This window comes from Gloeomargarita sp., assembly GCF_053491055.1.
In genome coordinates, this window is sequence record NZ_JBRCEP010000064.1 from 1 (window position 1) to 20,976 (window position 20,976).

The 20,976-nt window shown below is 57.7% G+C and carries 20 protein-coding genes and 3 pseudogenes; 6 read left to right on the forward strand and 17 right to left on the reverse strand.

What is annotated here, in order from left to right; all coding sequences use genetic code 11:
- Positions 1 to 110: pseudogene (locus ACWISF_RS06885) on the forward strand (IS630 family transposase); the annotation flags it as partial.
- Positions 111 to 399: 289 nt separating this feature from the next.
- Here ACWISF_RS06885 and hemB read toward each other — a convergent pair.
- The gene (gene hemB, locus ACWISF_RS06890; protein ID WP_448380847.1) at positions 400 to 1,389 is read right to left on the reverse strand and encodes a porphobilinogen synthase; all 990 of its coding nucleotides are present in this window, start codon (positions 1,387 to 1,389) and stop codon (positions 400 to 402) included.
- A 93-nt stretch (positions 1,390 to 1,482) separates the two neighbouring features.
- Between hemB and ACWISF_RS06895 the strand changes: the two genes are divergently transcribed.
- Positions 1,483 to 2,130 (forward strand): LON peptidase substrate-binding domain-containing protein, encoded by a 648-nt coding sequence (locus tag ACWISF_RS06895; protein WP_448380848.1) that lies wholly within the window; start codon positions 1,483 to 1,485, stop codon positions 2,128 to 2,130.
- Between the two features lie 84 nt (positions 2,131 to 2,214).
- A complete protein-coding gene (locus ACWISF_RS06900) occupies positions 2,215 to 2,520 on the forward strand; it encodes a DUF760 domain-containing protein (protein WP_448380849.1) in 306 nt (101 codons plus the stop codon).
- On the opposite strand, the gene ACWISF_RS06905 is transcribed toward ACWISF_RS06900, so the two are convergent.
- From ACWISF_RS06905 to ACWISF_RS06925, 5 genes and pseudogenes are all read right to left on the reverse strand, one after another.
- Entirely contained in the window at positions 2,499 to 3,095 is a 597-nt protein-coding gene (locus tag ACWISF_RS06905; protein ID WP_448380850.1) for a hypothetical protein, read from the reverse strand. The genes ACWISF_RS06900 and ACWISF_RS06905 overlap by 22 nt on opposite strands.
- A gap of 141 nt (positions 3,096 to 3,236) precedes the next feature.
- Positions 3,237 to 3,419 (reverse strand): annotated as a pseudogene (locus tag ACWISF_RS06910) (DUF488 family protein); the annotation flags it as partial.
- A 371-nt stretch (positions 3,420 to 3,790) separates the two neighbouring features.
- Positions 3,791 to 4,168, reverse strand: a pseudogene (locus ACWISF_RS06915) (DUF488 domain-containing protein); the annotation flags it as partial.
- Positions 4,169 to 4,204: 36 nt separating this feature from the next.
- Positions 4,205 to 5,362, reverse strand: coding sequence for a homocysteine biosynthesis protein (locus ACWISF_RS06920; protein ID WP_448380851.1), 1,158 nt, complete (start codon positions 5,360 to 5,362; stop codon positions 4,205 to 4,207).
- Between the two features lie 22 nt (positions 5,363 to 5,384).
- Positions 5,385 to 6,107 (reverse strand): biliverdin-producing heme oxygenase, encoded by a 723-nt coding sequence (locus ACWISF_RS06925; RefSeq protein ID WP_448380852.1) that lies wholly within the window; start codon positions 6,105 to 6,107, stop codon positions 5,385 to 5,387.
- A 118-nt stretch (positions 6,108 to 6,225) separates the two neighbouring features.
- Here ACWISF_RS06925 and def point away from each other — a divergent pair, with 118 nt between their 5' ends.
- The 3 genes from def to ACWISF_RS06940 all read left to right on the forward strand — a co-directional run bounded on the left by def (position 6,226) and on the right by ACWISF_RS06940 (position 8,575).
- Positions 6,226 to 6,744 (forward strand): peptide deformylase, encoded by a 519-nt coding sequence (def, locus tag ACWISF_RS06930; protein ID WP_448380853.1) that lies wholly within the window; start codon positions 6,226 to 6,228, stop codon positions 6,742 to 6,744.
- Positions 6,745 to 6,828: 84 nt separating this feature from the next.
- On the forward strand, positions 6,829 to 7,107 hold the full coding sequence (locus ACWISF_RS06935; RefSeq protein ID WP_448380854.1) for an NAD(P) transhydrogenase subunit alpha: 279 nt from the start codon (positions 6,829 to 6,831) through the stop codon (positions 7,105 to 7,107).
- A gap of 64 nt (positions 7,108 to 7,171) precedes the next feature.
- A complete protein-coding gene (locus tag ACWISF_RS06940) occupies positions 7,172 to 8,575 on the forward strand; it encodes an NAD(P)(+) transhydrogenase (Re/Si-specific) subunit beta (protein ID WP_448380855.1) in 1,404 nt (467 codons plus the stop codon).
- Between the two features lie 84 nt (positions 8,576 to 8,659).
- Here the strand turns inward: ACWISF_RS06940 and ACWISF_RS06945 are convergent, their stop codons facing one another.
- The 11 genes from ACWISF_RS06945 to leuC form a co-directional block, all read right to left on the reverse strand.
- Positions 8,660 to 8,839, reverse strand: a complete 180-nt coding sequence (locus ACWISF_RS06945) for a hypothetical protein (RefSeq protein WP_448380856.1) — start codon at positions 8,837 to 8,839, stop codon at positions 8,660 to 8,662.
- A 237-nt stretch (positions 8,840 to 9,076) separates the two neighbouring features.
- Positions 9,077 to 10,459: an NAD-dependent succinate-semialdehyde dehydrogenase gene (locus tag ACWISF_RS06950; RefSeq protein WP_448380857.1), complete on the reverse strand. Its 1,383-nt coding sequence runs from the start codon at positions 10,457 to 10,459 to the stop codon at positions 9,077 to 9,079.
- Positions 10,460 to 10,492: 33 nt separating this feature from the next.
- Positions 10,493 to 11,269 carry a TIGR00297 family protein gene (locus tag ACWISF_RS06955; protein WP_448380858.1) on the reverse strand — a complete coding sequence of 259 codons (777 nt, stop codon included), beginning with the start codon at positions 11,267 to 11,269 and terminating at the stop codon, positions 10,493 to 10,495.
- A 100-nt stretch (positions 11,270 to 11,369) separates the two neighbouring features.
- On the reverse strand, positions 11,370 to 11,879 hold the full coding sequence (locus ACWISF_RS06960) for a pentapeptide repeat-containing protein (protein ID WP_448380859.1): 510 nt from the start codon (positions 11,877 to 11,879) through the stop codon (positions 11,370 to 11,372).
- A gap of 74 nt (positions 11,880 to 11,953) precedes the next feature.
- A complete protein-coding gene (locus ACWISF_RS06965) occupies positions 11,954 to 12,673 on the reverse strand; it encodes a 2-phosphosulfolactate phosphatase family protein (RefSeq protein WP_448380860.1) in 720 nt (239 codons plus the stop codon).
- Entirely contained in the window at positions 12,670 to 13,329 is a 660-nt protein-coding gene (gene psb32, locus ACWISF_RS06970) for a photosystem II repair protein Psb32 (protein WP_448380861.1), read from the reverse strand. The genes ACWISF_RS06965 and psb32 overlap by 4 nt, the downstream gene beginning before the upstream one ends.
- Before the next feature lie 85 nt (positions 13,330 to 13,414).
- Positions 13,415 to 15,544, reverse strand: coding sequence for a polyribonucleotide nucleotidyltransferase (locus tag ACWISF_RS06975; protein ID WP_448380862.1), 2,130 nt, complete (start codon positions 15,542 to 15,544; stop codon positions 13,415 to 13,417).
- A gap of 54 nt (positions 15,545 to 15,598) precedes the next feature.
- A complete protein-coding gene (locus ACWISF_RS06980; protein ID WP_448380863.1) occupies positions 15,599 to 16,135 on the reverse strand; it encodes a hypothetical protein in 537 nt (178 codons plus the stop codon).
- A 214-nt stretch (positions 16,136 to 16,349) separates the two neighbouring features.
- On the reverse strand, positions 16,350 to 19,262 hold the full coding sequence (gene ppc, locus ACWISF_RS06985; RefSeq protein WP_448380864.1) for a phosphoenolpyruvate carboxylase: 2,913 nt from the start codon (positions 19,260 to 19,262) through the stop codon (positions 16,350 to 16,352).
- A 64-nt stretch (positions 19,263 to 19,326) separates the two neighbouring features.
- On the reverse strand, positions 19,327 to 19,455 hold the full coding sequence (locus tag ACWISF_RS06990) for a hypothetical protein (RefSeq protein ID WP_448380865.1): 129 nt from the start codon (positions 19,453 to 19,455) through the stop codon (positions 19,327 to 19,329).
- Between the two features lie 110 nt (positions 19,456 to 19,565).
- Positions 19,566 to 20,963, reverse strand: coding sequence for a 3-isopropylmalate dehydratase large subunit (gene leuC, locus ACWISF_RS06995; RefSeq protein WP_448380866.1), 1,398 nt, complete (start codon positions 20,961 to 20,963; stop codon positions 19,566 to 19,568).
- Positions 20,964 to 20,976: the final 13 nt, after the last annotated feature.

A 20,976-nucleotide genomic window follows, 5' to 3' on the forward strand; every position in this document is an offset into this window, starting at 1 on the left:
CAGACCTCAATGCTATTGAGCATGACTTTAGCGCATTAAAAAGATTGTGGATGTATGCTCCTCCTGGCACCACCATTGATGAAATCATTCGTAATTATTGCACAAGTTAGTGTCGCATTCTAAACCGAAATGACTATAAATGGGAATGTGGCGCCTCAATGACAATGCTTTGTATCGTTCGGCTCGATGCCCGTGTGCGTACAAACCCGCAAAATTTTAAGACTCAACACTTCTAAACACAACCCTTCGCTATAAACCGCTTGGCTGCCTCCCGGATCAATGTGCCTCCCGCTTGTATGCAGCCATGATTTTTTGCCGCCAATCTAAAGAGGGTGTTGGCATTCTTCAGGGGGTGTACCCCATAGGGGCAGATAAGGTCATGGCCTATGCTCCCCAGAATTATGTCTCGCTATCCCGTAGCCAACGAGCGACATCCAGCGCATGGTAGGTCAAGATCATATCTGCTCCAGCCCGTTTCATCGCCGTTAACGTTTCCAAAACAACTTTTTTTTCATCAATCCAGCCGTTTTGTGCTGCCGCTTTCACCATTGCATATTCTCCCGACACATTGTAGGCAGCCACCGGTACGTCCGTGCGCATTTTCACCTGATAGATGACATCCAGGTAGGCCAATGCCGGTTTAACCATGACAATATCTGCCCCCTCTTGTATATCGAGGTCCACTTCTTTGAGGGCTTCGCGGCTGTTGGCCGGGTCCATTTGGTAGGTTTTTTTGTCCCCAAATTTCGGTGCTGAATCTAAAGCATCCCGAAAAGGACCATAATAGGCCGACGCATATTTTGCAGAATAGGCGAGAATTCCGACCTCGGTGTAACCTGCCGCATCCAAAGCCGCCCGAATTGCCCCCACCCGTCCATCCATCATATCCGATGGCGCGACAAAATCCGCCCCCGCCTGCGCTTGGGAAACCGCCATTTTCACCAAAACATCCACCGTTTCATCATTCAAAATGCGCCCTTGCTCATCCACCAACCCATCATGGCCGTGTGTCGTAAACGGATCAAGGGCCACATCCGTGAAAATTAATACATCAGGAACTAAGGATTTAATGGCTCTAACGGTGCGTTGGACCAGTCCTTCGGGATTGAAACTTTCGCTGCCTTGAGGGTCTTTTTTATGTTCAGGAATCACAGGGAATAGGGCAATCCCCGGAATACCCAATTCCGCAATAGTTTTGACTTCTAATTGCAACCGGTCCAAGGGGTAACGAAAACATCCGGGCATCGAGGCAATGGGCACTGGTTCCCCTTCCCCTTCCATGACAAAGAGGGGATAAATCAAATCATTCACGCTCAAAACATGCTCCTGCACCAGACGGCGGATTGCAGGGTTGCGGCGTAAACGGCGTGGGCGATGGGTCAACTGCATAGGACAATTTCCCGAACAGCTCCTTTCTACTTTACCGCTTGGGTGCGCTAGATTAGTCAAGGAAGCCTTAACACCCCGTAACCGGAGCGACACATGTCCAGCCTGCGTGAATTACCCGTCTTTCCGTTGCCGGAGGTTGTCCTGTTTCCCGGCTCGCCGTTGCCGTTGCACATTTTTGAGTACCGCTACCGGATGATGATGGCCTCGGTCTTGGAAACCGATAAACGTTTTGGGGTGTTGATGTGGAATCCGCAGGAGGGGCGACCGGCGACGGTTGGTTGTTGCGCGGAAATTGTGCGCTATGAACGGCTGCCGGATGGCCGGATGCTCATTCTCACGGTGGGGCAACAGCGGTTTCAAGTGCTCAAGTATCGGCGGGAAAAACCTTTTCGGGTGGCGCTGGTGGAATGGATCGAGGATGAACCGCCTACGGAGGACCTAGACGCCCTGGCGATGGAAGTGCGACAACTGTTGCAGGATGTGGTGCGTTTGTCCGCCAAACTCACCGACCAGCAGGTGGATTTACCGGAGGAGTATCCCACCTTGCCGCGGGAATTTTCCTATTGGGTTGCCACCAAATTCCAAGGTGCTCCCTTGGAACAACAAGCTCTGTTGGAAATGCAAACCACGGCGGGTCGTCTGCGTCGGGAATCGGAAATTTTGGCCTCCACCCGCAGTCATTTGGCCGCCCGCACCGCCCTCAAGGACGTTTTCAAAGACCAGGCGGAACCCAACCGTTGAGTTCGGTTTTGCCCACTGTAGCAGGCGATGGATTTTGTTAGCGTGATTTTAGAGTGTTTTCGATTGCAGTGACGTTGATTGCCTATGTCTGAAACCACCGCACCAGAAACCAATCGCCTGTGGGAATACGTCCAATCCCTCTCGCCGGAAGTAGTGGAACAACTGTCCCGTCCCAGCAACCCGGAAACCCGGCAGGTCATGGAACGCAACATTATCGGTTTGCTGGGGCATCTGCCCGCGGAGCACTTCCACGTGCAAATTACGGTGGACCGCGAAAGTCTGGGGCGTTTGTTGGCCTCGGCGATGGTTAGCGGTTATTTCCTGCGCAACGTCGAACAGCGCTATATTCTCGACCACTGTCTGGCGGCTCAAGAGTCCAACCCGGCCTGAGTCTGCTGAAATTCCTGCAGTGCCTGCAGCAATTCTCCATAGGCACTCGGGGACATGCGAGTCGCCAAGACCGGCAAAAGCGGGGCAAGCGCAGGGGGCGGGGTAGTCAAAGCTTTGCGTCCGAGGTCGCTCATCAACTGCACCAACTGGGCGACATCCCCCACACTCCAATGCAGGGGCTCAATGATCACGGTCTTACCGTCCCTGGTTGTGCGTTGGCGGGTTACCGGGAGGCTCAAGATGGCATCGACCTTGCGCTGGAGGGCGCGCACATACTCCCACTCGGTTTCCCGCCACTGCTCCTGCCGTTGCCGCCACACATCCTGCTGATGTTGCTGTTGCTGGTGGTAATGCCGTTGCCATAACATGGCCAGGTATTGGTCCCAGGCGGCGGCCCGCTCTACCCAGTGCCAGCGGTTGAGCCATTTCGATAATTGCTTGAGCGAGTAATCGCCCTCTAGGGATGTCAATTGCCGCTGCGCACCCAAGTCCCGGTAGCGGCAGAACATGTGGTAGGCCCGTTGCGGTTCCCGGGGTTGTCGCTCCCAGGCCGGTTCGTGCAAGACTAATCCCATAATCCTAGTCTAAACCAGAACTTTTCCCTCTCCAATAGTACGCTCATAGCTGTTTCACAAGAAAATGCCACACGTTGCGGTGCCGGTCATCACCGTGTCCCCTTCTCGGACAGGGTTTACAGGTAAAGGCGAATAATATTCATACTTAATTTGTCCAATTTTATTTAGGAAATACTCTAGGTCATCCTGCTGGGCAAATCCCGATAATTGTGAGGTGTTATTTAACCGCGTATCAATTAGTTTCTTCACGCCGGCTTTTTTTAATCCCTCAAAGAACTGGGCTGCTGATTTGCGGGTAAACCCAATCGTAAATAATTTAATCATCACTATCCTCACTCTGTTCCTTTTCCACATAGGCAATTTTTAAGCCCTGGCGACGATAGGCTTCCTGTAGCCGTTCTTCCAGACTCAATTGTGGCACGAGGTCATTCCCAAATAAAGAGAGTTGGCCTCCCGGTTCTTTCTCCTCTAAGTGGTGCAGTTTTAACATACGTCTTTCCAAATCCTTGTGATACTCCAGGGAGCCATCTTCGTGAATATGAACTATTTCTAAATTGTAGGGCATTAAGTGTTGGCAAATTATAGTCATTTCACAAAAAAATGCAACACTTTGAGGTACTGGTCATCACTGTATCCCCTTCCAGGACAGGGTTTACAGGTAAAGGTGAATGTCGCAAACTTGTTTGAAATGACTATAAAATTGCCCGGTGACAGGTGATGGGGTCTTTTTCGGCACACATCAGGGCAATGCGATGGCTTTGCACACCCTTGAGAAGCCGCTGAATTCCCTGGGAAAATTTCGGCGTAGCGGCAATGTATTCATATACAGCCTTGCCATCCACATAGCAATTGGGATTGGCGGGACGAGCGCCCAATTCTTTCCCCAAAAATACATAGTGAATTGCCGCCTGGAGTAACTGTTTTTCTAGTACAGCACGACAAAAATGGGGAAAGCGACGGCTGTAAGGTAGGGGACGCACATCGGCCAGCGCCGTAACCTTATGTTGCTGTAAAAGGGCAATGAAATTGTCCAACGAATGGTGCGAGTGCCCAATGGTCAATAGGGGCTGCATAACCGCTGCCACAAGAGGGGCACTCCTAGTATATGGTCACTCCAAGCCATCTTGGGGGAGAAAGGTCCGTTCGCGGGGTAGGGGCGCGACCGGCTCGGTGAGGGTAAAGGTTCCCTGCTCAATCCAGGATTTGAGAATTTCTGCCACCTCCAACGACCGGGAAATACTCGCCAAAGGGGCCGTGCGTACCTGCACGCCATTAATGGTAATCTGCCCGGATTTGAGCTGGGCATAGGTGACCAGGCCAAAACTAGGACGCACACGGCGGGGGATGGCAAAGTCCACCACGGGTACGACAATCTCCTCATCCCGGACGGCACAGGCTGCCACCACCTGCTCGTCCAAGACCGGAAACGGCACGCCCACCCCCAGGTACAGCGAAGGGCCGTAATGTTTGAAAAAACAACCACGCACCCAGCGGGGTTGCATCTGGTGGGCATCGCCAATCAACGCCACCGTCGCGGCTGGCCCAACGGGCACGCGGTTGGGGAGTCGCTTTTGCAACGGGAAATGCTGCGTGCCCTCCCAAGCAATGTAGCCCACGCCGCCCCCCAGAAATATCTTGGTGCCAATGCCCACACACCGTAAATCCGGGTCGTTCAACAGGGGAGACAACGCGCCCGTACAGGCATAGACCGCATTGCCCAATTGGGGCAACAACGGCCCCAGATAGGTGTAGAGCGTCCGGTCACCGCCGTTGACCCCGACAATAAAGTTTTGGTACAAGTTGCGGGGATTGTACAGATAAAACTGGTTGATGGTGTCTTTGCGAATCCGAGTGTCGAGCCGGGCGCGGGGATAACAGTCGGTGCTGTGCCCCACAGCTTTCAGGGTAACGCTCTCGCCGGCAATGAGGTCGGCAATCACATGACCACCCCCACGCTCGGTCCCCTCCTCCTCTGCCGGTTGGGATGCACCCACGATCACATCCACCGCCCCAAACCCGGTGTAGGCAGGCACCCCATCCAGCCAACATTGCTTGAGTTTAATGGGTGGGTCCGTCTGCCCAAGATTGATCACCGCCCCTGAAGCCTCCATCGGCTCAAACGTACCTGTGGTGATCACATCCACCATACGGGCACAACGACCCACACCCCACGCCTGCACTCGGGCTTTGAGTTCCGCCACGGTCCAGACCACCGCCTGTTTGGCCTGAATTTTGGCGTTGATCTCCGCCAGGGTGCGCTGGGTCATACACCGAGGAAGGCCAGGGAACCTACTCGGCAGCAGGCGCTAATTCCGTTTCCGTGCTGCCCCTTTGCCGCCCCCGCGTCAGTGTGTTGTACAGCACAATGCCAATCGCCTTGATCAGATTCCCCTCCAGCTCGCGGAACATTCTCATGTTCAGACCGAAGGCGCGATTGGCTTCTTGCACAATGGCCGTCACCAGCGCCGCATCCACCGGTAAGGCGTCCAAAGTTTGGCGGTAGCGGGCTTTGAAGGCTTTTTCGTCAGGAATCTGCTCAAAGCGGTAGAAGGCTACCCCCTCCTCCCCCAAATTCATGGCATTTTGGGCAATTTTTTTCAGAATTTGCCCCCCCGATAAATCCCCCATGTAGCGGGTGTAGGCATGCGCCACCAACAACTCCGGCTGGTTGGCAGCTAACTCGTGGATGCGCTGGACATAGGTTTGACCGGCGGGGGACAGGGAAATTTCCTCGCGCCACTGGGGGCCGTAGTAAAACGCTAAATCCCGCTCCAAAGCCGGTTGCCGCACCAACTCTGGGAAATACAATGGCCCGACGACCGGGTGCTCCTGATGCTGGGCCATCGCCGCTTCCAACGCCCCATAGACGAAATACAAATTCGCGACCAATTTACGGTAGGACTGCTTGTCCACTACCCCTTTGAGAAAACACCGGACAAAGCCGACGTTTTCTGCCATCGTGTGGGCCTTTTTCGTCCCTTCCCGCAGTGCTAACGCCAATTGACTACTCATGTTAAGAATCCATTATGATGATGTGAACAGGAACCCGTGGATACGTGCTTGCGTTCCCCCCTCTTTATTAAAAATAAACCGTGATCCCCCCTGTTACTGTTAAAAATCATTAAGGGATATGACACTGACAATTCTGCAAGCGGGGCATCCCATCCTACGTCAACCGGCGCAACCGGTACGGGAGGTGAGCGACCCGCAGATACAGCAGTTGGCTGGGGATTTGGTGGCTGTCTGTCGGGCAGCGCAGGGGGTGGGTTTGGCCGCGCCCCAAGTGGGGGTGTCTTTGCAAATGCTGGTGGTGGCTTCCCGTCCCAATCCGCGCTATCCGGAGGCGCCGCTGATGGAACCCTTGGTGATGATCAACCCGGAAATCATCGCCCAGGCGCAAGAGCCGGTGTGGGGCTGGGAGGGCTGTTTGAGTGTGCCGCAGCAACGGGGGTTGGTCGCCCGCGCCCCCTGGGTGCAGGTGCAGTACGTGACGGTGCAGGGGGACATTGTGACGCAGGAATTTACAGGCTTTGTGGCGCGGATTGTGCAACACGAATGGGACCACCTCCAGGGCCGGTTGTTTTTAGACCGGCAACCGCAGCAGTTACTCACGGAAACGGAGTACCAGGCCCGCATCCTGGGGGCTTGATCCCAAAGAATTTCTGGTAGTCCGGACAGGGGGGGCATTTCCTGTGCCATAGTGACGTTCAATCCCCGATGTGAACCTACAGCGATGAACCCGGCGTTGATTTCGGCGTTGTTTGTGTTTGTGTTGGCGACGTTTGCAGGCTTTGAGGTGATTAATAAAGTGCCGCCGACGTTGCACACCCCTTTGATGTCTGGCGCGAATGCCATTTCTGGGATTGCGGTGGTGGGGGCAATTCTGTTGGCTGGCACGGCCCAAGATACCCTGAGTGAGGTGCTAGGGGTCACGGCAGTTGCCCTGGCAATGGTGAATGTGGTGGGCGGCTTTTTGGTCACCGACCGGATGCTGCAAATGTTCAAAAAATGAGGGTACTCAATGACGCATCCCCTCCCAGCTCTGGGCCTATGAATTGCGCGCAAGGAGTGAGGCGATGAATGCTCTGGATTGGTTGCCTACAGGGATTGAATTGACCTATTTGGTGGCAATTTCTCTGTTTATTGTGGGTATTAAAAAGTTGGGTTCTCCGGCGACGGCGCGGTTGGGGAATGTCTGGGCGGCAGTCGGCATGGCTTTGGCGATTGTGGCGACCTTGCTCCAGCAGCAGGTATTGAATTACGGCCAGGTGCTGCTGGGTTTGGGCATAGGGTCGGTCGTCGGGGCGGTGATGGCCTACCGGGTGGCGATGACGGCCATGCCCCAGATGGTGGGTTTGTTGAATGGGTTAGGGGGGGCGGCTTCGGTGCTGATTGCTGCCGGGGAGTTTTGGCGCAGTACTTTGGCGGGTATGCCCCTTGCTATGGCGGCTTTGATTTCTACCCTGTTGGGGGTGTTGATTGGCGGGGTGACCTTTACGGGCAGTTTGTTGGCGTTTGGGAAATTGCAGGGGTGGGTTACGGGCAGCCCGGTGGTGTTACCGGGGCAACGCTGGCTGACGGTGGGTTTGGCGGCGGGAACCCTGGCAGCAGGTGGGGTGGTGTTGCTGTCGCCGTTGCATCTGGGAGCGTTTGCGGCGGTGCTGGCGCTGTCGCTGGTCTTTGGGGTGCTGTTTGTCTTGCCGGTTGGCGGGGCGGATATGCCGGTGGTGATTTCGCTGCTCAATTCGTTTTCGGGTCTGGCGGCGGCGGCAACCGGGTTTATTCTCCTGAATGATGCGCTGGTGGTCTCAGGGGCGTTGGTGGGGGCGTCTGGGTTGATCTTGACCCAGATCATGTGTAAGGCCATGAACCGCTCCCTGGGCCATGTGTTGTTTGGGGCGTTTACGGCCACCCAGGGGACAACGGTAGGGGGAGCTGTGACGGGTACCATTCGCCGCACGGATGAGGAGGAAACGGCGATGATACTGGCCTATGCCCGTTCGGTGGTGATTGTGCCGGGGTATGGGATGGCGGTGGCCCAGGCGCAACACGTGCTGCGGGAGTTGGCTGATGCCTTGACACAGCGGGGGGTGTCGGTCAAGTATGCCATTCATCCGGTGGCAGGGCGGATGCCAGGGCATATGAACGTGTTGCTGGCAGAAGCCAATGTCCCCTACACCCAGCTCTACGATATGGAGGCCATTAACCCCGAATTTGAGCGCACGGATGTGGTGTTGGTGGTGGGGGCCAACGATGTGGTGAATCCGGCGGCCCGCCATGACAAAAATAGCCCGATTTACGGTATGCCCATTCTGGAAGTGGACAAGGCGCAGCGGACGGTGGTGATCAAACGCAGTATGAACCGGGGGTATGCGGGGGTGGAAAATGAATTGTTTTACAAAGACCGCACGGCCATGCTCTTTGGCAACGCTCGGGACGTCATTGCCCAAATCCTCAACGAAATCAAACAGTTGGCCTAAGAGAAGATGGAAGCAGGCTGGGCGACCAAAGCCCCCCAAAGAGGCTGCACCCCAAGGATGCAGCCTATGTTTCCCTTTACCGCTTTAGGCTTCCCCAAACATTTCTAAATCATCGGGATCGACAAAATGGCAAATGGCGTCGTCCACACAAATGACCGCCCAGCCTGCGGCATTGATATCCACCAGCGTATAGGGAGCTTCATCCACAAAAAAACCCTTGTGGTTGCGGGTTCCCGGCTTAACATGCACTGTTTTCCCTTGCATCGCTAACCTCCTTTCTTGAATCGTTTGGATGTGACTTTAAGGTTACCATCGCTTTCTGGTTTTGCAGGTAAAGTTTTCCAAAAAAATCTGACAGATCATCACACACGCTCGCCCCGGTGTAACGGGATTGCAAATAATACCAGCTTTGCACCGCATTTATACCGAGAAATCGCAGCCAAATGGGCGCCTAGCTGCGGTGTGCCGGTGGGTTTTTGTCATATTTTTTAATGGTTGCTCTCAGGATTCTTTGACCCAGAGGGTTTTGAGGTTGACAAATTCCAGCAGGCCCCACTCGGCCAATTCCCGCCCATAGCCGGACCGTTTGATGCCGCCGAAGGGCAAGCGGGGGTCGGATCGCACCATGCCGTTGATGAAGACGCAGCCGCTTTCGAGTTCGTCAAGCAGCCGCTGTTGTTCCTGGGGGTCGCGGGTCCAAGCGCTGGCGCCGAGGCCAAAGGGGCTGTCGTTGGCGACCTGGATGGCCTGGTCGAGATCGGCGACGACGTAAATGAGGCCAACGGGGCCGAAAAATTCGATGGCGCGGGCGCTGGGGGGGAGGTTGGTCAAGAGGGTGGGGGGGTAAAAATTGCCGTTGCCGGGGGGAATGTGGCCGCCACAGAGCAGTTGGGCACCCTGTTGCACCATGTCGGTGACCTGCCGGTGGAGTTCGGCGCGCAGGGCAGGGGTGGCCAAGGGGCCAAGTTCGGTGCTGGGGTCGAGGGGATCGCCCAGTTTGAGGGCTTGGAAGCGGGCGACCAGGCGGGGAATGAAATCGGCGGCAATGTCGGCATGGAGGATAAACCGTTTGGCGGCAATGCAGGACTGGCCGTTGTTGAGCATCCGGGCAGTGACGGCGGTCTGGAGGGCAGCTTCCCCATCGGCGCTGGGGAGAACGATAAAAGGGTCGCTGCCTCCTAGTTCCAGCACGGTTTTTTTCAAGGATTGGCCAGCGGCGGCGGCCAAGGCCATGCCTGCGGCTTCACTGCCTGTCAGGGTGGCAGCCTGGATGCGGGGGTCGGCCAACAGGGGGGCGACCCGCTGGGCTTCGATCAGCAGGGTTTGCATGACACCAGGCGGAAATCCGGCTTGGGTGACCAACTGTTCAATCGCCAGGGCACATTGGGGAACGTTGGAGGCGTGTTTCAAAAGCAGGACGTTGCCGGCCATCAATGCCGGGGCCAGGGCGCGAAACACCTGCCAGAACGGGAAATTCCAGGGCATGACGGCCAAAATCACCCCCAGGGGTTGCCGGCGGACCCAGGTGCGGGCCACGCTGCCATCGGGGAGATATTCCAGGGGGCCTGGTTGGTCTTGCAACCATTCCGCCCCCCGCTCAGCGTAGTAACGACAGACCCAGGCACATTTATCCACTTCCGCCAGCGCCGCCTGAATCGGTTTGCCCATTTCCAGGGTGATGGTGCGCGCCCAGGTGTCCCGTTGTGTCTGGAGTAGGGTTGCCAAGCGATGCAACCCTGCCGCCCGCTGGGTCAGGGACCACCGGCGATAGGTGGCAAAGCCGGCGGCGGCTTGCTCCAGTTTGGTGGCCAATTCCGCCTCCGTCAGCGGGGTAAAAGTCTGTAAAACTGTACCATCCCAGGGATTGATGCTGGCAATGGTCATCGTGCTGCCCCCTCGATGCTGGGTTTCACTATATCAGAGCCACTGACGGAGCCACCACGCACCACTGCCGCTGATGAGCGCGCCCACTAGGGTATTGAGGCCATTGACCCACTCGTTGGTGAGCCAGGGCCACTGCCGCTGCCAGGTCGCTCCCACCCAGCTTTCCACGGCATTGGCAAGCACGGACGCCGCCACACAAATGGGAATTCCCATGACGGGTACCAGGCCCACGGCCCAGCCCACCAGGGTCAACCCCAGCCCCCCCAGCAACCCCGCCAGCGTGCCCTCCCAACTGACTGCGCCCTCGGTGCCAGGGGGAACGGGCTGCCAGGTGGTCAGGAGAATGGTGTGGCGACCGTAGGCTTTGCCAATTTCGCTGGCGACCGTATCGCTGAGTTTGGCGGCAAAACTGCCCACAAACCCCATTTGCAACGGGAAGGTCCAAGGTTCCCCCAGCCAGGCAATGCCCAGTGCACAAAGTGCCCCCACCGCCGCCGAACCCCAGACATTTTCCGGCCCCCGTGCCCCGCCCCGCGCTTCGGCAATTCCCCGCGCCGCCTTGACCGCATAGCCAACTTTGGTCACTGCCGAGCCGACCGCGAAATAAAACACCACCACCCCATAGCCCCGCCAGCCCAGGCTGCCCCAGAGAACCACCCCCAACAGCCAGGCGTGCACCGCCCCCCAGCGGGTCAACACCGTCGGCGGCATGAGCAACAGCGGAGCCAGCAGCACCGTATTCACCAGCACCGCCGTCCCCCAAGGATGGGCAGCCCAAACACGCAGCCATTCGGATAGGTCAAGAGGCATGTTGTCCTATGGGCAAACGTTGGGGAAGGGTTGGGCGGTTGGTGAGGCCCTGTTCGCCCCCATGATAACCCAATGGTTTGGGCGTCGCCCCACCCTCAATTCAAGGCAACAACGCCTCGTCCAGGAGCACCTGTTTGAGGTCCACACCCGTCAATTTGGCACCCCGCAGGTCTGCTTTGGTCAAATCTGCCCCCCGCCAGCGCACCTCCGTCAAATTGGCATCCCGCAACCGCGCCATTTGCAAAATAGCATCCCCCAGATTGGCGCTGCTCAAGTCGCATTCGCTCAGGTGCGCCCGCGTGAGATTGGCCCCCCGCAGATAGGCCCGCCGCAGGTCCGCCCCCCGCAGTTGGGCATCGATCAAATTGGCGCCGCTCAAATTGCAGTTGTACATCCGCGCCCCGTTGAGAATTGCCCCTTGGAAATTCGCCCCCAAAAAATTCGTGCCCGTCAGGTTCGCTTTCTCCAAAAAGGCATTCACCAGAACAATGCGGCTGAGAATACAGTTGCTCAAATCCACATCGCCCAGTATGGCCCCCCGAAAATCCCGTTCCCCCTCGCTGTAACGTTGCAACAATTCGTCCCGGGTCAATCGCAGCGGTTCAGCCATGAGGAAATGGGTGCGGCCACTCCCCCAAGTATACCACCCTAGGGTTGCCCATAAGACCCATCATCGCCAGCGGTCTATGGCATCGCCGTGAGAATCCCTGGCTCGGTCTGACAGGGTACGGTGGGCAAACAGTCCACCTGGGCACAAAAACGCAAATCCGCCCCCTGCCCCAAACCCAACAGCCGTTGCCCGTGACTGGCGCGCTCGAGCAACGCCAAGGTCTGGTTCTGCCATTGGGCATACAACGCCAAGGCCGCCACCGCTTCGTCATTGGCCGCCGCGGCCAGACCGCCCAAACCCGCCAGCAAGGCCCCCGCACAAAAAGTATCCTCCAGGGAAAACGCCCCTTCCCAACCCGACCCCAACACCCAAAGCCGCTCCGGTCGCTGCCGTTGCAACCGCTCTACCACCGCCTGCCGGTTGACCAAGGCGCAGGTGAGTACCTGAGGCGCTGCCTGTACCCGCATCAGAGCGCGGGTGCCGTTGGTCGTACTCATGAACAACCGCCGTCCCTTGACCCGCTCCGGTGTGCACTCAAGGGGAGAATTGCCCAGGTCAAACCCATCGACCACCTTGCCGCCCCGTTCCCCCACCCGCAACCGCTGCGCCGCCGGCCAGGGTTCACTTACCCGCAGCAACTCGCCCAAATCCGCAAACACTTGCACTGCCGTTGCGCCCGCTGCCAACGCCACGGCGATGGTGGTCGTCGCCCGCAGGACATCCACCACCACCGCCCCGTCCGGCAATTCCCCCTCTGGCACCTGTTCCGGGGTATGGTACACCCACACCTTCATCGCTGGACATACCAGTAATAGGTGACCATGGGAATCACCGTCGCTAGAATCAGCAACACAATCACCACCGCCGTCCACACATCCCGCTGCTGCCGAGTTTCTGCTACGGTGGCAAACGTTCCCGCCGTGGGTTCAATTTCCTCCGGGGGTGGGCCAGGGTCGGGTTGGCCGGATAAAATCAAGCGCAACCGTTCCACCGTATCCAATAACGCCTGGTTATAGATATTCCGGCGCACCGGGCGCAACAGGGTCTCCTCGGTGATGCTCAAGGCCGTCGCCGCCGGTAACAAAGGGGTAACCTCGTCCCCGGCCTGGAGGTCCGCCGTCGCCGTGCGCGCCACCAAGGTCACCAACACCTGCCGCGCACCCCCATCGGGAAACCAGCGCTGGAAGAGCTTTTCCCCAAAACTGGCCGCCGTTTCCCCGTAATCCAACCGACGCAGGCTCACAAACCGCACCTGGAAGCCCGTGTCCCTAGCGAGCTGGGTCAACGTGCGATTGACTTGGCCGATGGTGCTGGGGCTAAACAGTTCCCCCTGGTCTAGCACCCACTGGGGGGGCGTCGCGGGCAATTCGCTGACCGCCGTCGCCCAGGCTGCTCCCCCATTCCCCAGCCATAACAGCACCGTCAACCCCAATGCCCAAAGCCAGCGCATAATTCCACCCCCAGAGACAAACCGGCACGACCTCCTTAGAAAGCAAGTATAAAGGTCTGGCGTGCTCCCTGGGGGTAGCTTAGGGCTATTGTTTCTGCCGCGCCGTCGCCGCTTCGTCCGGGTGAATGCCCAAGCGGGTGAGGTTGATCCGCCCGCGGCTGTCAATCTCGCGCACCCGCACAATCACCTCATCCCCAACCGAAACCACATCTTCTACCTTGCCCACCCGATGTTCGGCCAGTTGGGAAATGTGGATCATGCCCTCTTTCCCCGGCAGGATTTCCACAAACGCCCCGATGGGAATAATCCGCGTCACCCGCCCGGTATAGACATCCCCCTCGTTGAGCTTGCGGGTCATGCCGTCAATAATCCGGTAGGCTTTTTGCGCCCGCTCCTCGTCGGCAGCGCTGATGGTCACGGTCCCGTCTTCTTCAATGTCCACCTTGGCGCCGGTTTCCTCCGTGATGCTCCGGATGGTCTTGCCGCCTGGACCAATCACCACGCCGATGGATTCAGGGTCAATCTTAAGGGTCAACAACCGCGGCGCATAGGGCGACAGACTGGTACGGGGTGCTGCCAAAGTAGCGAGCATCTTTTCCAAGATAAACAGCCGTCCGGCCCGCGCCTGTTTGATGGCTTGTGCCAGGGTCGCCACATCCAGACCGGGGATTTTCATATCCATTTGCAGCGCCGTAATCCCCGTATCCGTGCCCGCCACCTTGAAGTCCATATCCCCCAGGAAGTCCTCGATGTCCTGGATGTCGGTCAACACCTGCACCTGGTCCCCTTCCTTGATCAGCCCCATCGCCACCCCACTCACCGGGCGTTTGAGGGGCACCCCCGCATCCATCAACGCCAGGGTAGAACCGCAGACCGATGCCATCGAGGTCGAGCCATTGGAGGAAAGCACCTCCGAGACCACCCGCAACACGTAGGGAAATTCCGTTTTGCCCGGCAGCACCGGCACCAAGGCCCGTTCCGCCAAGGCCCCATGCCCAATTTCCCGGCGCGAGGGCGCCCGCAAAGGCCGCGCCTCCCCGACCGAATAGGGGGGAAAGTTGTAATGGTGCAAGTAGCGTTTTTCCTCCTCCGGGTGCAGGTCATCTGCCAACTCCTGGGCATCCCCCGGCGTGCCCAAGGTCACCGCCGACAACACCTGCGTTGAACCCCGCTGGAACAGCGCCGACCCATGCACCCGGCGGGGCAGCACCCCCACTTCACAACAAATCGGGCGCACCTCGTCTGGCCGCCGCCCATCTACCCGGATGCCCTTTTCCAGCACATGGCGACGCATCAATTTTTTGGTCAGGGCCTTAAACAGCGCATCCACCGTTTTTTCCGTCCCCGCCACCCGCCGCGGGTCCTCTTCCGGCAAAGCCGCCAGCGCCGCCATCACCTGGGCCTTGACCGCCTCCAGCGCCTGGTTGCGCAACTGCTTATCGGCAATGGTTTGGTCCAAAATTGCCTGCACCCCTGCGGTGGCCGTTTCCTCGACCAGGGCCAGCAAATCCGCCGGGGGTTCCGGCGCCACAGGCACACTCAGGGTCACCCCCAGTTCCGCCAACACTTCCTGTTGCAAGCGGATCAACTCCTGAATCGCCTCATAGCCGAAATCAATCGCCTCAATCATGTCCGCTTCCGGCAATTGATTCGCCCGGCATTCCACCATGACCACCCCTTGGGGCGACCCGGCCACCACCAGGTCCAATTCACCCGCCTCAATTTCCGCGTAGGTGGGGTTGAGGATGAATTCATCCCCCAGCAAGCCGACCCGCACCGCCGCCATCGGCCCCAAAAAGGGAATCCCCGCCATGGCCACCGCCAAAGACGCCCCCAAAGCCGCCAAAATATCCGGGGGCACATCCTCATCCAACGACAACGTGGTCGCCACCACCTGCATATCTTCCCGCAGCCAATCCGGGATCAAAGGCCGCAGGGGCCGGTCAATCAACCGGCTGGTCAAAATGACCTTCTCCGGGGGACGGCCTTCTCGCCGCAAAAAGCCCCCCGGAATCCGACCTGCCGCATACAAGCGTTCCTCGTATTCCACCATCAGGGGGAGAAAATCCACCCCCTCCCGGGCTGTCCCTTGGGTTGCCGTCACCAATACCGCCGTATCCCCACAGGACACCAACACCGAACCACCCGCTTGGGGCGCCAATTCCCCTAAACGCAGACGGAACTCCCTTCCGTCAAACACTATGGACTTTTGCATCGCTGGCTCTCTTTCTTAATCAATCGCTATCCTAGCATTGCCATCGAGCGTCGGTCACATCCCCAGGCGCACAAAGCGGTCATTGTGCCAGCGCAAACGGTAGCGTTTCTGGTTGCGGTGATTGACCACCACGATATCCCGCCCCACGCGCGGCAATTGGTAGGTCAGGGTCGGCGCCAAAGGCACAGGTAACAACTCCTTAGTAACATCTTGCCACCGCCCCTGGCGATAGTCCAGCAAAATCAATCGCGACGGGATGGGTTGGTCCCAAAAATCCGGGTCGTAAGGCACGCTAAACGCCGCCAGATATTGCCCATTGGTTTTGCGAAAAATGGCAAATTCAAACCGCTCGGGATTGTCGCTTGCTTGATAACGGATATAGCCATGGCGCTCATCCACCAAGGCATCACGCAAATAGCGACGGCGGTTCTCAGCCGTACCCAAAGGCAACAGGGGGGCGGGAATCCCCAGAAAATGTTCCTGCACCGTGCGCAACGGGCGAGCTGGTCCTGGCTGTTCCAGCAGACGCAACGCCAATACCAGCGTTGTCACCGCCACTGCCCACCGCCCAACCCGCATCAGCTTACCCATCAACATTACCCAGTCCCCATTCACAAACATAGTTCCAAAATATATTTTTTATTTTTTATTTTGGTATTTTTTATTTTGGATGCCCATAACAATTTTGACCTAAGAATGGGCCGTGACGCCCTGGCCAATTTAACTTAAGTAATGTTCCCATCTGCCCCCGCGCAAAAAGCTGCAGCCACTTAGGGCAAAAAATGCCAAAAATGCCGGTTGATGCTCAGCCCGTATTGCGCATCCCCGCAGCAATGCCATTGATGGTCAACAAAGCCCCTCGCAACAACTCACTTTTGCTGTAACGGGACGCCAAACCCTGCGGTTGCGGTTGCCGTAACCGTTTGAGCAGCGACACCTGCAAAAACCCCAACGGCACAATCGTCCCATTGCGCAATTGCACCGACTGTTGCAGATGCACATCCCCATCCAACAGCCGCTCCCGCCGGGTAATCGTTAAAACCATCTCCCGCGTGCGGTGATATTCCGCAGCAATCTGGGCAAAGATCGGCTCAAACCGGGACTTGTCCTGGGGCTGCGCCAACTGCTCCACGTAGTGATGCGCCATCTTCAAATCCACCTTTGCCAAGGTCATTTCGGCCTTGGAAATCACCATACGGAAAAACGGCCACTTGGCATGAAAATAACACAGCAATTTCACATGTTCTTCCGGGTTTTGGGCAATAAATTCCGCCAAAGCCGTGCCCAACCCATACCAGGCAGGCAAGAGTAACCGCATCTGCGTCCAGCTAAACACCCAAGGGATCGCCCGTAAACTGGCAAAATCCCTTTTTCCCTTGCGGCGGGACGGTCGCGAACTGATCTGCAATTGGCTAATTTCTTCAATCGGCGTGACCTGATGGAAAAAATCTAAAAAATCCGGGTGTTCATAAATCAGTTGGCGGTAGTGCTGCCGGGAACGCTGCGCCAACTCATCCATGATTTCATGCCAAGGAATAATTTCATCAAAACCCAACTTCAAACAACTTGCTTGCAGCACTGCTGTCGCGACATTTTCGAGATTAAATAAGCAGAGTTCCGGCAGGGAATACTTGGAAGCCAAAACCTCCCCCTGCTCCGTAATCTTGATCCGCCCGTTGACCGTATCCCCCGGCTGCGCCAGGATGGCCTCGTAAGTAGGACCTCCTCCCCGCCCGACAGACCCCCCCCGCCCGTGAAAAAAGCGCAGGGTCACCCCGTGTTGAGCCGCCACCTGCTGCAACGCCCGCTGCGCCTTGTAAATTTCCCAATTGCTGCTGAGAAACCCGGAATCCTTATTGCTGTCGGAATAGCCCAGCATCACCTCCTGCAACGGCTCCCCGGCCTGGCGCAGATACTGCTGATACCAGGGCAACTGGAACAACTGCGCCATAATCTGGGGCGACCGCTGCAAATCCTCCACCGTCTCAAATAAAGGCACCACCTGCACCAAACTGCGATGGGTCACCGGGTCATACAATTGCGCCTCCTTCAACAACAGCCACACCTCCAGCAAATCGCTCAAGGCATGACTCATGCTGATAATGTAGGTCTGGCAAATCTCCGGGCCAAATTCCTGCTGCAACCGCGCCACCATCTGCACCGTCGCTACGGTTTCCTGAGTCGCCTCCGAAAGCGGCAACCGCGCGGGAATCAAAGGACGGCGGGTCTGCAATTCCTCCAGCAACCAGGCACACCGCTCCGCTTCCCCCAACTCCAGATAATCCTGGGGCAAAACCTGCAAATACTGGGCAATTTCCGCCAACGCCTGCTCATGCCGGGCACTCTCCTGGCGAATGTCCAACCGCGCCAAGATAAACCCAAACGTAGACACCTGGATCACCAAATGCTCCAACGCCCGGCAGGTCAACCCACTGGCCTGTAAACTCCGCCGGAGCAAATCCAACTCCGCCAAAAACTCCGACCCCCTTGCGTAATACACCAACCCCCCCGGCACGACACAATCCGGGTGCGTGAGTTGACGGTTCCGAGTCAAGGTGTTCTGGAGCCGCTGGCGCATATAGGCCAATTTCATCCGGTAAGGCTCGTGCCGGTAGCGAATCGCATACTGCTCATAAACCTCCGGCATCTGTAACTTGTCCTGCTCAAGCGATTCCAACAACTCCGGCAGCACATTGCTCCAGTGCAACGATAGACTCAACAAACTGATTAATTTCTCCACCGATTGTAAATACTTTTGCAAGACCATGCCCCGCTGAAACACCGCCGTTTGCCAGGTCACCAGGGGCGTCACCGAGGGGTTGCCATCCCGGTCGGCCCCCACCCAGGAACCAAACTGGCAAAAATCCGGCTTCGGGGGCCGCAAATGGGGAAAGACCGCCTGCAACGACTGACGAAACCGCTCGTGCAACAGGGGAATCGCGTCAAACAGCACCTCCTGGAAATAGTGCAAGGTGTAGTCCACCTCATCCAGCACCGTCGGCTTCATCTGGTGCAATTCATCCGTGCGCCACCACAGGCGAATTTCCTCCAGCAGTTCCGCCTTGACTGCCTCTACCTCCCAGGGCGCCGTTATCCCCTTTTCCAAACCCGCCTCGGCCCAGTCCAAGCGGGCCAACAGATGGCCAATCCGCCGCTGCCGGTCCCGAATCGTATGCCGCACAATTTCCGTCGGGTGGGCCGTAAACACCAGGCGAATGTCCATCTGGTCAATCACACTCTGAATTCGCGCTGGCGGCACATTGAGCCGCTTGAGATAGGGAAATAACCAACGCAGACTCCCCACATCCTCCTCCGGGGGGGCCAGGGATTGCTCCAGATAGGACCACGTTGGCGGGCCATGTCCGTTGCCACTGGCTACCGGCAACCGCTGCCGCCTTTTTTTCTCACACTGTTCGTGGTACTGCTCCACAATGTTGATCAACTGAAAATACAAAGCAAACGCCCGGGTCGCCCGGATCGCCGCATGCAAATCCAATTGCTCCACCAAGGCTGCCGCCGCCGCACTCGCTTCTGTTTGCGCCTTGCCCTCCAACAGACACACCGACTGCAACTGGCGCAACAAATCCACCAAATGGGCGCCACATTCCTGCTGGAGCACCGCCTCCAAAAGCGATTCAATCAGTCCCAAATGGCGCATTCCCACCCCCGGTATAGCATCCGCCACTTCCACCAGACCGGTACGCAACAGGGTGCTCATCGTTTCGACTCCTGGCTCAAGTTCTCCCGCCGGTCGTGCCTGCCGCAACCAGACGGTGCATTCGCTATTCCTGCGGCGGTGTGGGTAACACGGGCAACCGCTCCCCCCGAAACACCTCCTGCGCCCACATCCCCAGCGTTTGATTCACCTGTTGCCACCCGGCCCCCAGGAGCGCCAACGCCAATACCGGCATCGTACAAACGCTTAAGGCGCAATGGGTCATGGATGGGTCAAGGCGTGACGATCGCGACCATACTCTCAATTATAGGAAAAACAGGCCAAATTCCCCCAATCACCCGAAACCTATAACAACTCCCGCACATCCGTCACCCGCCCGGTCACCGCCGCCGCTGCCACCATCGCCGGACTCATCAACAGGGTGCGCCCGGCCGCTGAACCCTGGCGGCCCTTGAAATTCCGGTTCGAGGAAGAAGCACTCACCTGCCGCCCCTGCAACTTGTCCGGGTTCATCGCCAAACACATGGAACACCCCGGCGAGCGCCACTCAAACCCGGCGGCCAAAAACACCTCGTGCAACCCTTCCGCCTCCGCCTGCCGTTTGACCGCCTCCGAACCGGGCACCACAAAGGCCTTCACGCCCGGCGCTACCCGTCGCCCTTGCACCACCCGCGCCGCCTCCCGCAAATCTGTAATGCGACCATTGGTACAACTGCCGATGAAACACACATCCACCGGCATCCCAACAATCGGCTGTCCCGGCCTCACTCCCATATACCGGTAAGCCTCGGCGGCCAAATCCCGCTCACTTGGGGGCAAATCGGCCAAGTCCGGCACCCGCTCATCCACACCGATGCCCTGCCCCGGTGTAATCCCCCAGGTCACCGTCGGGGCAATCTCTGCCGCACGGAAATACACCTCGTCATCATAAAGGGCATCCGGGTCGCTGGCAAAGGTCTGCCACTGGGATACCGCCCGTTCCCAATCCACCGGCGCATAGGGACGCCCTTGCACATAAGCATAGGTCACCGCATCCGGGTTGACGTAGCCACAGCGCGCCCCCCCCTCAATCGACATATTGCAAACCGTCATGCGCTCTTCCATATTAAAGCGGGCAATGGTACTGCCGGTGTACTCATAGGCGTAGCCTACCCCCGCCTTTACCCCCAAGGTGCGAATAATGTGTAAAATCACATCCTTGGCATACACCCCCGGCGCCAACTCCCCATCCACCTGAATCTTGCGCACCTTGAGCCGGGAAATCGCCAAGGTCTGGGTGGCCAACACATCCCGCACCTGCGACGTGCCAATCCCCAGGGCAATCGCCCCAAATGCCCCGTGCGTCGAAGTGTGGCTATCCCCACAGGCAATGGTCATCCCCGGTTGGGTCAACCCCAACTCCGGCGCGATCACATGGACAATCCCCTGGTTACCCGAACCAATGTTATACAACTTAATGCCAAATTCCTGACAATTGCGTTCCAAGGTGGCGATCATTTCCTCGGCCAGGGGGTCAAGAAAGGGGCGTTGCTGGTTATCCGTCGGGACAATGTGGTCCACCGTGGCCACCGTGCGCTCCGGGAAGAGCACCGGCAGTCCCCGCTCCCGCAGCATGGCAAACGCCTGGGGACTGGTCACCTCGTGAATCAAATGCAGCGCGATAAACAACTGGGTCTGGCCGTCCGGCAAAACCGCCACCTGATGCCGTTCCCAAACCTTATCAAACAGGGTGCCCCGACTCATGCCCCAACTTACA

Coding starts and splice junctions, on each gene's coding strand:
- ACWISF_RS06980 (WP_448380863.1), bottom strand. CDS start 16,135: ATGGGTAAGCTGATGCGGGTTGGGCGGTGGGCAGTGGCGGTGACAACG.
- hemB (WP_448380847.1), bottom strand. CDS start 1,389: ATGCAGTTGACCCATCGCCCACGCCGTTTACGCCGCAACCCTGCAATC.
- ACWISF_RS06900 (WP_448380849.1), top strand. CDS start 2,215: ATGTCTGAAACCACCGCACCAGAAACCAATCGCCTGTGGGAATACGTC.
- ACWISF_RS06975 (WP_448380862.1), bottom strand. CDS start 15,544: ATGCAAAAGTCCATAGTGTTTGACGGAAGGGAGTTCCGTCTGCGTTTA.
- ACWISF_RS06920 (WP_448380851.1), bottom strand. CDS start 5,362: ATGACCCAGCGCACCCTGGCGGAGATCAACGCCAAAATTCAGGCCAAA.
- ACWISF_RS06940 (WP_448380855.1), top strand. CDS start 7,172: ATGAATGCTCTGGATTGGTTGCCTACAGGGATTGAATTGACCTATTTG.
- ACWISF_RS06935 (WP_448380854.1), top strand. CDS start 6,829: ATGAACCCGGCGTTGATTTCGGCGTTGTTTGTGTTTGTGTTGGCGACG.
- ACWISF_RS06950 (WP_448380857.1), bottom strand. CDS start 10,459: ATGACCATTGCCAGCATCAATCCCTGGGATGGTACAGTTTTACAGACT.
- ACWISF_RS06965 (WP_448380860.1), bottom strand. CDS start 12,673: ATGAAGGTGTGGGTGTACCATACCCCGGAACAGGTGCCAGAGGGGGAA.
- ACWISF_RS06990 (WP_448380865.1), bottom strand. CDS start 19,455: ATGCCGGTATTGGCGTTGGCGCTCCTGGGGGCCGGGTGGCAACAGGTG.
- def (WP_448380853.1), top strand. CDS start 6,226: ATGACACTGACAATTCTGCAAGCGGGGCATCCCATCCTACGTCAACCG.
- ACWISF_RS06945 (WP_448380856.1), bottom strand. CDS start 8,839: ATGCAAGGGAAAACAGTGCATGTTAAGCCGGGAACCCGCAACCACAAG.
- leuC (WP_448380866.1), bottom strand. CDS start 20,963: ATGAGTCGGGGCACCCTGTTTGATAAGGTTTGGGAACGGCATCAGGTG.
- ACWISF_RS06960 (WP_448380859.1), bottom strand. CDS start 11,879: ATGGCTGAACCGCTGCGATTGACCCGGGACGAATTGTTGCAACGTTAC.
- ACWISF_RS06925 (WP_448380852.1), bottom strand. CDS start 6,107: ATGAGTAGTCAATTGGCGTTAGCACTGCGGGAAGGGACGAAAAAGGCC.
- psb32 (WP_448380861.1), bottom strand. CDS start 13,329: ATGCGCTGGCTTTGGGCATTGGGGTTGACGGTGCTGTTATGGCTGGGG.
- ppc (WP_448380864.1), bottom strand. CDS start 19,262: ATGAGCACCCTGTTGCGTACCGGTCTGGTGGAAGTGGCGGATGCTATA.
- ACWISF_RS06955 (WP_448380858.1), bottom strand. CDS start 11,269: ATGCCTCTTGACCTATCCGAATGGCTGCGTGTTTGGGCTGCCCATCCT.
- ACWISF_RS06895 (WP_448380848.1), top strand. CDS start 1,483: ATGTCCAGCCTGCGTGAATTACCCGTCTTTCCGTTGCCGGAGGTTGTC.
- ACWISF_RS06905 (WP_448380850.1), bottom strand. CDS start 3,095: ATGGGATTAGTCTTGCACGAACCGGCCTGGGAGCGACAACCCCGGGAA.